14 protein-coding genes are annotated in these 14,229 nt (G+C 54.8%); 7 read left to right on the top strand and 7 right to left on the bottom strand.

All coding sequences use genetic code 11. The features are described 5' to 3' along the window. Window positions 1–106 precede the first annotated feature (106 nt). Window positions 107–1,312: a T6SS phospholipase effector Tle1-like catalytic domain-containing protein gene (locus JZX87_RS17775; protein WP_206827073.1), complete on the top strand. Its 1,206-nt coding sequence runs from the start codon at window positions 107–109 to the stop codon at window positions 1,310–1,312. A gap of 395 nt (window positions 1,313–1,707) precedes the next feature. Here JZX87_RS17775 and JZX87_RS17770 read toward each other — a convergent pair whose 3' ends face one another. Together JZX87_RS17770 and JZX87_RS17765 are read right to left on the bottom strand one after the other, a co-directional pair. Next, window positions 1,708–3,156 (bottom strand): UdgX family uracil-DNA binding protein, encoded by a 1,449-nt coding sequence (locus tag JZX87_RS17770; RefSeq protein WP_206827116.1) that lies wholly within the window; start codon window positions 3,154–3,156, stop codon window positions 1,708–1,710. Continuing rightward, on the bottom strand, window positions 3,156–4,388 hold the full coding sequence (locus JZX87_RS17765) for a putative DNA modification/repair radical SAM protein (RefSeq protein WP_148147530.1): 1,233 nt from the start codon (window positions 4,386–4,388) through the stop codon (window positions 3,156–3,158). Before JZX87_RS17765 ends, JZX87_RS17770 begins: the two co-directional genes overlap by 1 nt. Window positions 4,389–4,629: 241 nt before the next feature. On the opposite strand from JZX87_RS17765, the gene greA reads away from it, so the two are divergent. Both greA and JZX87_RS17755 read left to right on the top strand, forming a co-directional pair. Then, entirely contained in the window at window positions 4,630–5,106 is a 477-nt protein-coding gene (gene greA / locus JZX87_RS17760) for a transcription elongation factor GreA (protein WP_148147529.1), read from the top strand. A 5-nt stretch (window positions 5,107–5,111) separates the two neighbouring features. Beyond that, the gene (locus JZX87_RS17755) at window positions 5,112–6,206 is read left to right on the top strand and encodes a glycosyltransferase family 4 protein (RefSeq protein ID WP_353654208.1); all 1,095 of its coding nucleotides are present in this window, start codon (window positions 5,112–5,114) and stop codon (window positions 6,204–6,206) included. A 39-nt stretch (window positions 6,207–6,245) separates the two neighbouring features. Here JZX87_RS17755 and JZX87_RS17750 read toward each other — a convergent pair whose 3' ends face one another. Continuing rightward, window positions 6,246–7,166 (bottom strand): glycosyl transferase, encoded by a 921-nt coding sequence (locus JZX87_RS17750; RefSeq protein ID WP_206827071.1) that lies wholly within the window; start codon window positions 7,164–7,166, stop codon window positions 6,246–6,248. 174 nt (window positions 7,167–7,340) lie between these two features. Between JZX87_RS17750 and JZX87_RS17745 the strand changes: the two genes are divergently transcribed. Next, a complete protein-coding gene (locus JZX87_RS17745) occupies window positions 7,341–8,363 on the top strand; it encodes a polysaccharide pyruvyl transferase family protein (protein ID WP_206827069.1) in 1,023 nt (340 codons plus the stop codon). An 18-nt stretch (window positions 8,364–8,381) separates the two neighbouring features. On the opposite strand, the gene JZX87_RS17740 is transcribed toward JZX87_RS17745, so the two are convergent. The 4 genes from JZX87_RS17740 to JZX87_RS17725 are packed head-to-tail and all read right to left on the bottom strand — an operon-like array spanning window position 8,382 to window position 11,159. Beyond that, a complete protein-coding gene (locus tag JZX87_RS17740) occupies window positions 8,382–9,059 on the bottom strand; it encodes an FkbM family methyltransferase (RefSeq protein WP_206827066.1) in 678 nt (225 codons plus the stop codon). Between the two features lie 43 nt (window positions 9,060–9,102). Next, a complete protein-coding gene (locus JZX87_RS17735; RefSeq protein WP_206827064.1) occupies window positions 9,103–9,768 on the bottom strand; it encodes a glycosyltransferase family 29 protein in 666 nt (221 codons plus the stop codon). A gap of 20 nt (window positions 9,769–9,788) precedes the next feature. Next, the gene (locus tag JZX87_RS17730; protein ID WP_206827062.1) at window positions 9,789–10,634 is read right to left on the bottom strand and encodes a glycosyltransferase; all 846 of its coding nucleotides are present in this window, start codon (window positions 10,632–10,634) and stop codon (window positions 9,789–9,791) included. A 57-nt stretch (window positions 10,635–10,691) separates the two neighbouring features. Then, the gene (locus tag JZX87_RS17725; protein WP_206827060.1) at window positions 10,692–11,159 is read right to left on the bottom strand and encodes an Lrp/AsnC family transcriptional regulator; all 468 of its coding nucleotides are present in this window, start codon (window positions 11,157–11,159) and stop codon (window positions 10,692–10,694) included. Window positions 11,160–11,476: 317 nt separating this feature from the next. Between JZX87_RS17725 and trxB the strand changes: the two genes are divergently transcribed. The 3 genes from trxB (at window position 11,477) to JZX87_RS17710 (ending at window position 14,209) form a co-directional block, all read left to right on the top strand. Continuing rightward, on the top strand, window positions 11,477–12,451 hold the full coding sequence (trxB, locus tag JZX87_RS17720) for a thioredoxin-disulfide reductase (protein WP_183821412.1): 975 nt from the start codon (window positions 11,477–11,479) through the stop codon (window positions 12,449–12,451). 2 nt (window positions 12,452–12,453) lie between these two features. Then, the gene (locus tag JZX87_RS17715) at window positions 12,454–13,356 is read left to right on the top strand and encodes a LysR family transcriptional regulator VtlR (protein ID WP_148147523.1); all 903 of its coding nucleotides are present in this window, start codon (window positions 12,454–12,456) and stop codon (window positions 13,354–13,356) included. Window positions 13,357–13,912: 556 nt separating this feature from the next. Then, complete coding sequence (locus tag JZX87_RS17710; protein WP_148147669.1) at window positions 13,913–14,209, top strand: ArsR family transcriptional regulator; 297 nt, start codon at window positions 13,913–13,915, stop codon at window positions 14,207–14,209. Window positions 14,210–14,229: the final 20 nt, after the last annotated feature.

The raw sequence follows: 14,229 nt of genomic DNA, 5'->3' as shown, positions 1-14,229 counted from the left end.
CTATACGGCGATACATGCAAGGCATGTAGCCACTAAAAAACAAAACCTTCAGTTGCAAATAAAGAAAATGCACCCTAACTTGATTTAACTAAGTTGAGGGGATTTCATGTCGAAGAACATCGTCATTCTGTTCGATGGCACATCGAACGAGATTTCAGCGGATCGCACCAATATTCTGCGCCTCTTTGGAGCGCTGGAGCGGTCGGAACAGCAGATCGTCTATTACGATCCCGGCGTAGGCACATTCGGCGCCAGCAATGCCTGGTCGAAGGTTTATCGCAATACGATCGAGATCTGGGGACTGGCCACTGGCTGGGGCATGGACCAGAACATCAAGGAAGCTTACCGTTTTCTCATCGAGAATTACGATCCTGGGACAAAAGACACGAATGGCAGCCACATGGATCGTGACCGCATTTACATATTCGGATTTAGCCGCGGAGCATATTCCGCAAGGGTTTTAGCTGGCTTCATCCACGCGCTCGGCCTGATGAGCCGCCAGCATCTCAACCTCCTGGATTATGCCTACAACACCTATAAGGGCATCCCCGTCCAGGAAGAGGTTGACCACGACAAACTTCAGGAAGATGAGGGACGCTCGGCCTTCGCCTCGATGCGTCTCTATGAGCGAACACTGCGCACCGGGCGCCCGCCAATCAAGCTGCTCGGCCTGTTCGATACGGTTGCCTCCGTCATAGAGCCGGGCAAGCATTGGGTGCAGATGAAGACGCACCCTTTTTCCAATATGAATCCCAGCGTCGAATGGGTACGCCATGCCGTGGCCATAGATGAACGTCGCACGATGTTTCAGCCAGAATTATGGATCCCCGATCAGGACTACAGAGGCAGCCCATTCAAGAAAGTGAAGGGGAAACAGAATTTCAAACAAGTCTGGTTTGCGGGCGTGCATGGCGATGTCGGCGGCGGCTATCCTGAGCCGGACAGCGGTCAAGTCAAGATTCCACTCGAATGGATGATCAGAGAGACCGAACCAACGGGCTTGCTTTATCGAACCCAAACCGTTGAAGATATTGTCAAAGGACAACGTAGCAACAGATATGTCAGCCTGAACGCAACAGCAGACCTGCACGATTCCATGAGCCTCGGCTGGAAACCGCTGGAGTATCTTCCTCGTCGCGTACCTGAAAACTCATGGCGCAAGCGGGGCGATAGTCGCTCGATTTATATCCCGTTCCGGGATCGTCGTTTTATTCCAGAGAGAGCCATGCTGCACAGTTCGGTACGCATCCGAATGGAAGGCGGCGGTTATAATCCGCCCAATCTACCGAAAGACCCATTCTTTGTGGATTGATGGATACCTCTCCCGAGCTGACTGACCGGCGATTGGCCGCCTCCACTTTCGCAAAGGCGGCCTGGCCCATCATGGACCCATTCATCCGGAATAATCCCGGAGGAATTTCCACATCAGAAGTGACGCGACAGCCAGCGTCGTCCACATCGCAAAAGCAACGCAGACTGACATGATTAGACTTGCGACCCGCCTCGTCATCGGGCGGCACCTCCAGGGGTTGGTCCGGGAACAACGCTAAGGGTGAATTTTCCACCTGTCTTGAAGCACTCGAGGGGAACGTTAAAAGGTAAAAACCAACGGCTGGATTTTTTCGCCGCCATGTCTCGCATTGCACCATTTACGCTCCGAAACGATACCGCAATGCAGCATGCGCCTGTTGATAACCTGATTGCAGCTCACATGAGCCGTTTAACCGACGCGAAATCCTCGCGAAAACGGGCAATCTCTTTCTCTTTCAAATCCTCATCAACAATACGCAGTAGGTAGGATGGATGAACGGTAACGAATAGCGTCTTGCCTTCTTCCATTGCGATTGGCTCGCTGCGAACATCTGCCAGCTTCTGCCGCATGTCGGTCAAAGCGAAGAGCGCCGTCGCTCCCATTGCAATGATAAGTTTCGGTTTTACCAGTTCCAGTTCCTGGCGCAGCCACCAGCGGCATTGCCGAACCTCCCCCATATTAGGCTTCTGGTGGATACGCCTTTTCCCACGTGGCTGATATTTGAAATGCTTCACTGCATTGGTCACATAAAGCCTGTCGCGCTCAATCCCAGCGAGCTTCAGCGCCTCATCGAATAGCGTTCCAGCAGGACCTACAAACGGCCTCCCCGCCAGATCTTCATGGTCGCCGGGCTGTTCGCCGACCACCATCACATCTGCATCCGCTGGCCCTTCTCCAAACACCGTCTGGGTTGCTAGGCAATGGATGTCGCAACGCGTGCAGGAACGTGCAGCTTCGCTGACCGCAGCGAGTGTGCCCACAGCAGGAAGGGGCTGCGTCGGCACCCTCGCCGCGGCCTCCTGTATGCGATGATGGAACGGCAAAGGCTCGCTCGCCCGCTTGACGGCCATTTCAAGCACATCTGCCTCTGCTTTGGCGATCATGCCGGGAATGAGTTCCGCCTCGGGCAGGTTCTTCCAGTATTTCTTCGGCATCTCGGCCATCATCATCTTCACCTTCAATCGCGCCGGATTGAAGATGGAAGCATAATAGGTGCGCCAGAGATCATCGGTCTCATCACGCAGATCTGGCCTTGGTGCAGGATCGTCGTTCACCTTCAATTCGTCGCCATCCCAGGAAGCCGACCCCTTGGGCGTGGCAATCAACCAGTCCATGTCGGTAAATCGCCGTTGAAAGAAGGGCGCCACACGAGCGACGATGAAGTGATCCGGCTCGAACCACGCCACGAAGCGCCGCCGCCCCACCTTCCCCTCCGGCAGCGGAATTTCCTTGAAGCGCACGAAAGCCGTCATCTTGTGATAGTCACGCCCCACCGACTTCGCGAGCTGACGCGCCGCGGCCACATCACGATCGGTCGCCATGTTGAGCAGACCGTGCGAATGGAAGAGCCTGAACAGCAGCCGATAGAGAAGTGCAAATCGGGTTGGATCGGAATGGCAGAGAACCGCCTCGGCCAACCGGATGAAAGAAGGCTGCACACTGATTTTCGGTGGCGGATTTGCCGGCTGCGGAAGTCTGTTGTCGTCGAAGCCGAACAGGCCGTCAGCATCGTCCATCGTCCGCCATTCGATGAATTCAGGTGTAATTCCGGCCATCATGAAACCCCGGGCCGCATCCCGCCATTCATCAAGATCGCCCCGCCCCCGCAAGGAATAGCGAAACATCATAATAGCGACAGTTGCTCCGGCTTGGGTTGAAACATGGCGCGAAGATCAGACCGGTCGACCAGCCGGTGTGGCGTCCAGCCGTCACAGATGACAAAGGGTTGTATCTTCCGGAGCGACACGTTCAGTCGCTTCAGATCATCCAGCCTGAGTTTTCGGAACCGCCGAGACGACAGAATGCCGTTGACCGCTTTGGTGCCGAAACCCGGAACCCTGAGCAACATCTCGCGATCTGCACGATTGACATCGACTGGGAACCGATCGCGATGAGACAATGCCCAGGCAAGTTTTGGATCGAGATCGAGATCGAGCATTCCTCCATCACGTCCCGATGTGATTTCCTCAATGTCGAACCCGTAGAAACGATAGAGCCAGTCGGCCTGGTAGAGCCGGTGTTCACGCATCAATGGCGGCTTGATCAGCGGCAGCTTTTTCGACGAATCCGGGATGGGACTGAAGGCCGAATAATAGACACGCTTCAATCCATAACTTCCGTAAAGCCTGGCACTGGTGCCAAGGATCGTGGCATCGCAGGCACCATCCGCCCCGACGATCATCTGCGTGCTCTGCCCCGCCGGTGCGAATTTGCGCCGCCGCTTGGTCTGCAATGTCGGCTCCGCCATTTCCTCGATCTTCAGTCGCAGATTCCCCATTGAGCGACGGATGTTCGCCGGCTGCTTCTCCGGTGCGAATTTCCCGATCCCGGCGTCGGTCGGCAATTCGATATTGATCGAAAGACGATCCGCATAAAGCCCCGCCTCCTCGATCAGATGAGCAGAAGCTTCAGGGATAGACTTCAGATGGATGTACCCGCGGAAGTTATGGATCGTTCGCAATTCCCTGGCGATCCGCACCATCTCCTCCATGGTGTGATCGGATGAGCGGATGATCCCTGAAGACAGAAAAAGGCCCTCGATATAGTTGCGGCGGTAAAATTCGAGCGTAAGCCAGATCACTTCTTCCGGCGTAAAACGTGCACGCTCCACATTGCTGGAAGAACGATTGATGCAGTAGGCACAGTCGTAAATGCAAAAGTTGGTAAGCAGTATCTTCAGAAGCGAGATACAGCGTCCATCAGGCGCATAGGCATGGCAGATACCTGATCCTTCCGTCGAACCGAGCCCTCCGCTTGCCGACGAATCACGCTTCACGGTCCCGCTCGACGCGCAGGAAGCATCATATTTTGCGGCGTCCGAAAGGATCGCCAATCGTTCTTTCAGCGATTTCTTCATTGCGTATGTTCACTATATGTTCCCGTTGCCGCTGTCAAGAGATTGACAAACGGGCGCGGTTCACATCACATGCGGCACGCGGGAGATATGGCATGGTTTCGAAATTCCTCGTAAGGGACATCGAAATTCTGATATAGTGACCCTACATTTTGACGTTGCGATGGTTCCGAAGTTCACGCTCCGGAACCTGTTTCTTTTTGTGTTCGCGGCATCCGCGGGCACGCCCCTGAAGGACAAGAAAATGGTTGAAAAGGTACCGATGACGCAGAACGGCTTTGTCCAGCTGCAGGAAGAACTGCGCTGGAGGCAGCAGGAGGAGCGTCCCCGTATCATCGAAGCGATTGCGGAAGCGCGCGCCCATGGCGACCTTTCGGAAAACGCTGAGTATCACGCTGCCAAGGAAGCCCAGAGCCACAACGAAGGGCGCATTACCGAGCTGGAAGACCTGACAGCCCGCGCAGAAGTCATCGACCTTTCCAAGATGTCCGGCTCCAAGGTCAAGTTCGGCGCCACTGTAAAACTGGTCGACGAAGATACCGAAGAGGAAAAGACCTACCAGATCGTCGGCGATCAGGAAGCCGACGTGAAGGCCGGTCGCATCTCGATCTCCTCCCCGATCGCCCGCGCCATGATCGGCAAGGAAGCAGGCGAATCGATCGAAGTCGTTGCGCCTGGCGGCTCCAAGGCCTACGAGATCCTTTCCGTTTCCTGGGGCTGATCGCCGTGGCCGAGGGCCAGAATAACATCCATCACAATCCGGCAGTCGTCGATATCGGTGAAGTCGAGGTCATAGCACCTAACTTCAAGCGGCGGCTGTCCGGTGTGACAAGCACGATCATCCAGCTGATTCCTGTTCAACGCGCCCTTGGCTACAAGGTGGCGGCTCTTGGACCGGGCCTGCCGGATACCATCCCGCATATCCGCTTTCGTGATCTTCTGAGCCTCCGGCGCCCGCCGCGCGGCAAAAAGAACCGCGTCTGGCACGCCCGCCGCAATGTCGAGATGCTGCCGGCGATCATCATGCGCGACGTGTTGCGCATGCCGCTGACGATCGTCTTCACCTCCGCCTCGCAACGCCGCCACACCGGCTGGACAAAATGGCTGATCTCGAAGATGGACGCCGTCGTCGCCACCAGCGGCCGCACCGCCACCTATCTCAATGTGCCGAATACCGTTGTCATGCACGGCATCGACACCGAACGCTTCTCACCGGCGAAAGACAAGGCTGCCGCGCGCACGGCGCTCGGCCTTGATCCGAAACAAAAGTTCGTCGGCTGCTTCGGCCGGGTCCGTCATCAGAAGGGCACCGATCTTTTCGTCGACACGATGATCGCGCTTCTGCCCACGCGCCCCGACTGGACCGCCATCATCGCCGGCCGCGCCACCGGCCCGCATGTCGACTACGAAAAACAGCTGATGGAAAAGGCCGCCAACGCCGGCCTCGCCGATCGCATCCTCTTCGTCGGCGAACACACCAATATCAACGACTGGTACCGCACCCTCGACCTCTTCGTCGCCCCCCAGCGCTGGGAAGGCTTTGGGCTTACTCCGCTGGAAGCGATGGCAACCGCCGTCCCGGTTGTCGCCACCGATGTCGGCGCGTTTCCAGAACTGATCGTAACCGGAAATGACGAGACCGGTACAATTGTTCTCGCTGACTTGGAAGCGATGACGGCAGCATCGGCAGATTTCATGGACGATGATGCGCGTCGCCAGAAAGCCGGCACCCGTGCCCTCCAGCACGTCACAACGAATTTCCGTATAGAGCACGAAATTCGCCGACTAGGAGCCGTTTATGAAAGCGCTGCATCTCCGTAACGCCCCAGAAGGCATGCACTCTATAATATGTCAGCAGAATTATTTTCCGCACGCGAAGCGATCGTCATAGCCGAGCCCGCATTCGCGCAGAGCCGATATTTTCGAAAAATTTGAAAGCTTGATCTCCAGTTCCGAGCAAACCTCGTTGGCGAGCGTGACATGCTCAAGAATACGTTTCTGCCCTTCAACAAGACCGCTCTTGGCCATATCGCCGGCCTTCTCATAGAATCTCGGATTATTCGCATTCGAGATATCGATACCGAAAAAGCCAATCTCCGCCGGCCTCCAGTATATCGCGAACTGCAGCGCACTGATTACGACGGATCCACCTTGAAATACCCCACGTTCAGGCGCCAGGGAAATTCCTGCGGAACGATCCCCATTCAGGCGAACGAAATCCAAATCGGCAATATCCGCATTGCTTCGCCTGGGAAGACGGTAAGGCTTGCGAATGTCGTTGATCAGAATAATGCGCCGATCACCAAGCCAGCTCCTGTCGATTTCGCAGATAGCGCGGATCACACTGGTCGAGAACAGGCAAATAACATTGTGAGTGATCTTCTCGCGCATCAAATCGAAATGGCGCCAGACGAACCGCTCATCTTCGATCGCGATGGCAAGCGGTGTCGATATTGGATCACGAATGAGGTTGATAGCGCCGTTAAGTAAAATACACGTTCCGGCTTCGATACCGCCAAGGTCACATCCTTTTACGGATGGCCCCGAGCCAACGATGTAGACCGCAGACTTAATTTCTTTCTCAAGCACAGCCGGATGGAACAGTTTGGACACCATCGAGCCGCGATAACGTACTTCTCCGGCCCTGCCTTTTTCTTGAGGTATGTCGAGCTGCAATCCCGGCAACCAGTCCTGAGCGTGCCGCCAGGATTTTCCACCCAGAGCAGATATAATTAGTTTTGCTATGGAGCGCCTTAGTGGTCGTTCTGAAACCCGCCTCATATGCTTCCTCTTAATTCCACGGCGTTCTTGTGGCCAATCACACCAATCAGCACAAGGGCATTGAGAATAATCGGACACTGGAGATGTCCATCGCTTGATACTGAGCGAGCACCCAACCTAAATGTCAGTCCAATGAGTCGCTTAAAACCGCAAATGCGGAAGGTATCCTCCATCATGCTGAAAGCCGTCATCCTGAACGACACACGTGGTGACAATCATTTCGGCTGCTTCCGTGTGATGCGTGTCATCGAAGAAAAGCTTGCAGAGAAGGGCATAACCGTTCGAGCAACGAGCTTGGTCAGAAATGATTGGGAAAAGGACCGGAATTTTCTGGCTGCAATGGCACAAAGCGACATTATCGTAATTAACGGCGAAGGTACCTTGCATCATGGTGCCAAGGCGGGGGAAAGACTTCTCAAGGTCGTGGATCACCCCGTTCGCGGCACAAAGCCGGTCGTATTGATAAACACGCTTTATCAGGAAAATCCGGCGACCTGGGACAGATATCTTGATAAAATGGCGTTGATCGCCACACGTGACTCCTGGAGTGCGGAAGTCGTCCGAGAACAAATTGGGCGCCAAGTCACTTTCGTGCCGGATTTGTCGCTCGCCGAAGGGATGTTGGCGGAACAGCCGGCCAAAAGAGAGCTTCTGACGATCGGCGATTCCATATCCAAGGAAATATCAAGAGAACTGCTGGCTATTGCCTCCACATACCCTGAAGCACGTCTTTTACCCATCACAACGACGATCAAGGCAAGTAAACCGCATTTCCCTCAGCCACTGAAAGCCATGCGTGAAGCCTATATCCGGCTTCACGCCGCAAATTTTGCCAGACGCCACGGAAATGTTCTGTTCAACAAGACAGAAGCAGACTTCATTGATGATTTGAAGCGAAGCTATCTTCATGTCACAGGCAGGTTTCACTCCATCTGCTTCTGCCTGTTTACCCAGACGCCATTTTTGGCCCTGGATTCGAATTCCTGGAAGATTGAAGCGCTTCTGAACGATCTCGACCTCGGCAAAAGCCGACTTATAACGCTGACCGACCTGCGCGAGAGACTGGCCGATCCCGATAGCAGAGCTTATTCGGATACCGAGCGCCAGAAAATCGAAGACGGCCTTGCCCAATGCAAGCTTAAGGCAGACCAGGTTTTCGACGAAATTCGAAGCATTGCCGAAAACGCCAGGATCTAGCTATAAGCTGAATGCCCTTCAAACTGGTGGACGGAACAGCCAATCGATCTGTTTTTCGCCAATTTTCTCGACCAACCCATACCCGACTTTTTTAAGATATTTCTCTGCTTTCGTACCGCCGAGGATCTTCTCCACATTGGTTTGCTTGTTCTCGACGAGTATCCAAGGCTTGCAGCGGCGAATGGTATCCGCGGCACCGGCCAAGGCACGGTGCTCATAACCTTCGAGATCTAATTTTAGAAAAGAGCATTCTGCAAGGCCAAGGCTATCAATCGTTATGCATTCGATATCGCCCTTGCCGACAATTTTTCCCGTAACCGTGCGAGCACCTTCCTTGGTGCCGATGGAAACGAATTCATGCTGGTCGGACAAACCTTTTGCATATGCGGTGGCAATTTTCGCCACGCCCCAATCATCCACATTGCGCGCCAGGCAGGCAAATGCGTCGGGGTTGGGTTCAAAACTATGAACGGCGCTGAAATATTGCGCCATTTTCTTGGTCCATGAACCGACATTGGCCCCTCCGTCAACGGCGACCAGGCGGCCCGGAACAAATTCAAGCGCGCGCTCAAGGTGAGCGATCTGAACACCGGCCTTCTGCTCGAAACCGCGGCGGCTCTTCTCGAAATTATCGCCCGGAGCCGCGTCAATATCCGGCACCCAAAATTCGCCAATCTTCTGCATGGTTTCCTTCATGTAATGTCCAAAAGCGATATGCTTGGCAGGCATGCCCGGCAGTTCACTTCAGAATGAACCTTGTATCTTTTGCGATAAGTGTCCGTACGAAACTTTCCTCAGCATCGCCATTGTGGGGTATCGCCGTCTTTGTTGGCATATTGGAGATGGACCCGGTCTTGAAGAAGTCGAACCCGAACAACAGAACCGACCGGCACGGCGAAGCACTCAGCAAATCGATGACCATTAATCCTGTTGTAGGTCGGGCAACCTCGCGAGACAGGACCTCGTGGCGCCTCTTCGGATAGAGGAAAAAACCTCGGCAACGAACAATCCAGCCAGGCAGGGCGTAACGTGGCGGAGACATCCACAAGATATGGCTTGCCCCCTTCTCGGCCATGATGCTTTCTTCAAGTTCAGTGCTTGTCGCGATGAAATCGGTGCGTGCGCCATGCGAAGCTACATTCGGGATCGGAGCCCGATTGCATCGAATAACCACATCGCAGGCATCGATCTCAGGTCCCTGCACCTTCTGCGACAAACTTTGCGCATTTCCCACAAGGGCGACGGACTTTCCATCCAGCAGTGCAAAAAGCTGCCCTTCATCAACAGGAGATCGATAGGTCATTCCCAACGCCCGTCGGATTCGCCCAACCATCCTTCCGCTTTTCTTTACGGCCTTGTTTCTCAGGTAGCCGCAGAGCGTTTCCCAAGAGATCTTGCTATTCATGGCGGGCCTCTCAATCGACATCAGCGCAATGCGGAACCATCGGTCACCAAGGCATATACCAGACGCGCGAATACCATATTTTTAGGGCGCAGATATTTACGAAAATAAGGTATTGCCTGGATAGGCCGGCTATCCATGGACTGCTGTTCGCTCGGCGTCATTTCGTGGAACTCGTATTCTCCACGATAGAAGAGGAATTTGGCAGGTCTCTTCTTTCCGTTTCGAAAGGTAACAGGAAACGGAACGTGCGTTATGATCGGCGAATATGGGAAGAGCCGGACGTAGCCCAACTCCGCCAGCGCCCGCTTGTTTTCTCCCTCGCTGGCACGGAAAGTCCAAGCCAGCGATTTCAAGATAGAAAGACGTAATATACCCACATCCGCATAGGAGCGGCGCGGATCACCTTCTGCGAACTGATAGGCCTTTAATTCCTCGAGAACTTCATACTGCTCGCTTCTACGCAGGAAACGAGGATCGACCTGCAAGACGTTCTCGTTCGCCGCGAACAGATCGGAATACTGCCGGCAGATATTCTCGTCCAGCGGCCTCACAAACTGCATGTCATCCTGAACGAGGAATATGTATTCATAGCCCTCTCTGAGAGCCAGATCGCACATGGACTGAATATTCTCATAGAGGTTGCCGTGCTTCTTGCCTTCTTTCTTCGCTTGGGAAATGGAAAAAAAGCGGAATTCGTTTTTATGGCGCTCTAGAACCGAGCGGGTCTCGTTGTCTTCGCTTTGATCATCCACAATAGCCAGATCGAAGCCCGGGCACATCCTCAGCGTCGATTGGATGCAACGCTCCAGCGTAACCCCCATATTATACGAGAATATGCAAATCAGGGTGTTCTTGGGCGTCAGCATTTCCAATACCTGCGGACTTCGAGCGACATCTTCTTGTGATCGTGAAGATGATGCGAATTACACTTCGACCAAACCCAACTGTTTGACTTGCCGGATGGTCAGCATCGTCCTCACCGTATCGACATGTTCGTCAGCAGTCAGCACCTCGATAACGAAGTCCTGGAATTGCGTCAGGTTCTCTGCGGTACAGCGCAACAGAAAATCGCTGTCTCCATTCACCATCCAAGCCTCCCGCACCAGCGGCCACTGCTGCACCGTGGCGGCAAATCCCTTCAGGTCAGCATCCGACTGACGCTTCAATCCGACCATACAGAAGGCAGTAAGGTCGAAGCCGAGTTTCTGGCCGTTCAGGAGCGCGTGATACCCCTCGATGATACCGGCCTCTTCCAGCTTGCGCACACGCCGAAGACAGGGTGGTGCGGAAATGCCGACACGTTCGGCGAGCTCCACATTGGTGATGCGCCCGTCCTGCTGGAGCTCCTTCAGAATCTTTATATCGATGGCATCGAGATCGGCGCGGAGCACGGTATTCCCCCTTGGATGGGATGGCTTTTAATCGAAACAGCGTTTAACGCAAGGCGTAAGCAAATACAGCCCCGCGGAACCGCGCACCAGATGTTGCAGGCAAAGTTCGCAGGGATATTTGGAGACGTTGTTACAATCCGCATGCCAAATCCGGTTCTCGACGCCATACGCTCGCGACCAACTGTCCTGTTGTTAATGCAAGCCTGCCCTTGCACTGACGCATGGATCGACATTAGATGACAGTCAAAAAGCGGCAGAGCAAAAACGCCCTTCCTATATGGGGCGGAGTTCATATCCGCGCTTGAAAGGAAATATTCATGTCCGCTCGTCACACGGAAGTGCTGATCATCGGTTCAGGCCCCGCCGGATACACCGCAGCCATCTATGCAGCACGTGCCATGCTGAAGCCGGTCTTGATCGCCGGCATGGAACAGGGCGGCCAGTTGATGATCACCACGGATGTAGAGAACTATCCGGGATTCGGCGATCCCATCCAAGGCCCCTGGCTGATGGAGCAGATGCTCAAGCAGGCAACCCATGTGGGCGCAGAGATCGTCAACGACCTCGTGACCGAAGTCGAGACGACCGCCCGCCCCTTCACCGTCAAAACCGATTCCGGAACAGTCTGGACTGCGGACACGATCATCATTGCGACCGGCGCAAAGGCAAAATGGCTGGGCATTGAAAGCGAACAGCATTTCCAGGGCTTTGGCGTATCGGCCTGCGCTACCTGCGACGGCTTCTTCTATCGCAACAAGGATGTGATCGTGGTCGGCGGCGGAAACTCGGCCGTCGAGGAAGCGCTTTATCTGTCGAACATCGCCAAGTCGGTCACCGTCGTGCATCGCCGTGACGAGTTCCGCTCGGAAAAAATCCTGCGCGAACGCCTCTTCCAGCGCCCCAATGTAAAGGTCCTGTGGAACACCGAGATCCACGAGATTACCGGCAAGCCTGCCAAGCCACCGCTTCCGCCTTCCGTGGAAGGCGTCAAGCTGCGCAATACGCTGACCGGCGCAATCACCGAACAGCCGATCGACGGCGTCTTCGTCGCCATCGGCCATGCGCCGGCAACGGAACTGTTCAAGGACAAGCTCAAGATGAAGGCAGGCGGCTATCTCTGGACCGCGCCCGATTCGACCGCAACAGACGTGCCTGGCATCTTTGCAGCAGGCGACGTGACCGACGACACCTTCCGGCAGGCGATCACCGCGGCCGGAATGGGCTGCATGGCCGCTCTTGAGGCCGAGCGTTACCTGGCCGGCATCCAGCCGGTCTCCATAGCTGCGGAGTAAGCATGGGCGTTCCTTTAGACTGGGATAAATTGCGCATTTTTCATGCGGCAGCCGAAGCCGGTTCATTCACGCATGCCGCCGACAAGCTGCATTTGTCCCAGTCGGCGATCAGCCGCCAGGTCAGCGCCCTTGAACAGGACGTGGGCGTAAAGCTGTTTCACCGCCATGCCCGCGGCCTGATCCTGACCGAACAGGGCGAACTGCTCTATCGCACCGCCCACGATGTCCTGCTCAAGCTCGAAACCGTCAAGGTTCAGTTGACGGAAACGACGGACAAGCCTTCCGGCAAGCTGCGCGTCACCACCACGGTCGGCCTCGGCCAGGGCTGGCTCACCGACAAGGTGCAGGAATTCCTGCAGCTTTACCCGGAAATGTCTGTGCAGCTGATTCTCGACAACGAGGAAGTCGACGTCAACATGCGCCATGCCGATTGCGCCATCCGGCTTCGCCAGCCGCAGCAATCCGATCTGATCCAGCGCAAGCTCTTCACTGTGCATATGCATGTCTATGCGGCACCGTCCTACATCAACCGCTTCGGTGAGCCACAAACCGTCGAAGATCTCGACAACCATCGGATCATCACGTTCGGCGAACCCGCGCCAAACTATCTGCTCGATGTAAACTGGCTCGAATATGCTGGCCGCAACTCTGATAACACGCGCGCCCCGCATCTGCAGATCAACAGCCAGACCTCAATCAAGCGAGCCTGCCTGCTCGGCATCGGCATCGCCGTTTTGCCGGATTATATCGTTGGACGGGATCCGGGGCTGATTCAGCTGGCCATCAATGCCGACATTCCGACCTTCGACACATATTTCTGCTATCCGGATGAAATGAAGAACGCGGCGAAGCTTAAGGCCTTCCGCGACTTTATCGTCACGAAAGCCAGAAACTGGAATTTCTAAATCCCGGCATACAAAGCAAATCCAACGCGTTGCTGCCCGACTCTTGCATTTATGCAAGTTTTAAGACAAAGCCATGCGCCCAAAGCATGGCAGTCCTGCACAAAATATGATTGCACAATGCACAAAAAACCATCATATCGCACTCAGCTGATGCACATGGTGGCTTTCCTCCCAGTTCCACCGCAGCAGCTGTTCCCCTCTGGAGGTTCATTTTTGACCTTCACACTTCAAAGGGCCCTGGAGCGATCCGGTGGCCCTCTTTTTTTGCCCTTTTGTAGCTAACCGCACAAAGCTGCGCCAATCTGCTGCAGCAATAATCATCTCTCTGCGTTTAATATCTTCACCAAGCCCCTTGTGTGGAGCAGTGTACAACCCCATATTGATATCAGTCGATGACACGATGGTTTCCCGCCATCCGCGTCGACTGTTCCCCTCTGGAGGTTTTTTGACCTTCACACTTGACGGGCCGCGGAGAAATCCGTTGGCCCGATTTTTTTGCCTCTTTAAATCGGAAAAATCCGATCTACATATCGACTGGAGGCGATACACGATGATGATAGACAAGACGGAGATCCTGAAGGCATTGGCTCACCCGGTACGGGTGTCGTTTCTGGAATGGATGCGAGAACCTGAACAGCATTTCTGCGACCAGGCTCACCCGCTGGAAATGGGCATCTGCGCCAACCAGTTCGAAAAGAAATGCGGCCTGTCGCAATCGACGGTTTCTGCCCACCTCGCCACGCTCGAAAAGGCAGGACTGCTGAAGACGAACCGCATCGGCCAGTGGGCATTCTACAGCCGCGACGAAGAAAATATCGCTTCCTTCCTGAATGAGCTGAAATCGACACTCTGATCCAGCTCCCCTCCTCCCCT

The sequence above is a fragment of the Agrobacterium sp. Ap1 genome (assembly GCF_017313375.1).
Taxonomy (GTDB): domain Bacteria; phylum Pseudomonadota; class Alphaproteobacteria; order Rhizobiales; family Rhizobiaceae; genus Neorhizobium; species Neorhizobium cellulosilyticum.
This window is presented reverse-complemented; position numbering and strand designations above follow the sequence as displayed.

What these genes read in the sequence shown, in the direction of transcription:
- JZX87_RS17715 (WP_148147523.1), top strand. Translation starts at nt 12,454, where the DNA reads ATGGGCGTTCCTTTAGACTGGGATAAATTGCGCATTTTTCATGCGGCA.
- JZX87_RS17770 (WP_206827116.1), bottom strand. Translation starts at nt 3,156, where the DNA reads ATGTTTCGCTATTCCTTGCGGGGGCGGGGCGATCTTGATGAATGGCGG.
- JZX87_RS17730 (WP_206827062.1), bottom strand. Translation starts at nt 10,634, where the DNA reads ATGCTGACGCCCAAGAACACCCTGATTTGCATATTCTCGTATAATATG.
- greA (WP_148147529.1), top strand. Translation starts at nt 4,630, where the DNA reads ATGGTTGAAAAGGTACCGATGACGCAGAACGGCTTTGTCCAGCTGCAG.
- JZX87_RS17735 (WP_206827064.1), bottom strand. Translation starts at nt 9,768, where the DNA reads ATGAATAGCAAGATCTCTTGGGAAACGCTCTGCGGCTACCTGAGAAAC.
- JZX87_RS17740 (WP_206827066.1), bottom strand. Translation starts at nt 9,059, where the DNA reads ATGAAGGAAACCATGCAGAAGATTGGCGAATTTTGGGTGCCGGATATT.
- JZX87_RS17750 (WP_206827071.1), bottom strand. Translation starts at nt 7,166, where the DNA reads ATGAGGCGGGTTTCAGAACGACCACTAAGGCGCTCCATAGCAAAACTA.
- trxB (WP_183821412.1), top strand. Translation starts at nt 11,477, where the DNA reads ATGTCCGCTCGTCACACGGAAGTGCTGATCATCGGTTCAGGCCCCGCC.
- JZX87_RS17745 (WP_206827069.1), top strand. Translation starts at nt 7,341, where the DNA reads ATGCTGAAAGCCGTCATCCTGAACGACACACGTGGTGACAATCATTTC.
- JZX87_RS17775 (WP_206827073.1), top strand. Translation starts at nt 107, where the DNA reads ATGTCGAAGAACATCGTCATTCTGTTCGATGGCACATCGAACGAGATT.
- JZX87_RS17765 (WP_148147530.1), bottom strand. Translation starts at nt 4,388, where the DNA reads ATGAAGAAATCGCTGAAAGAACGATTGGCGATCCTTTCGGACGCCGCA.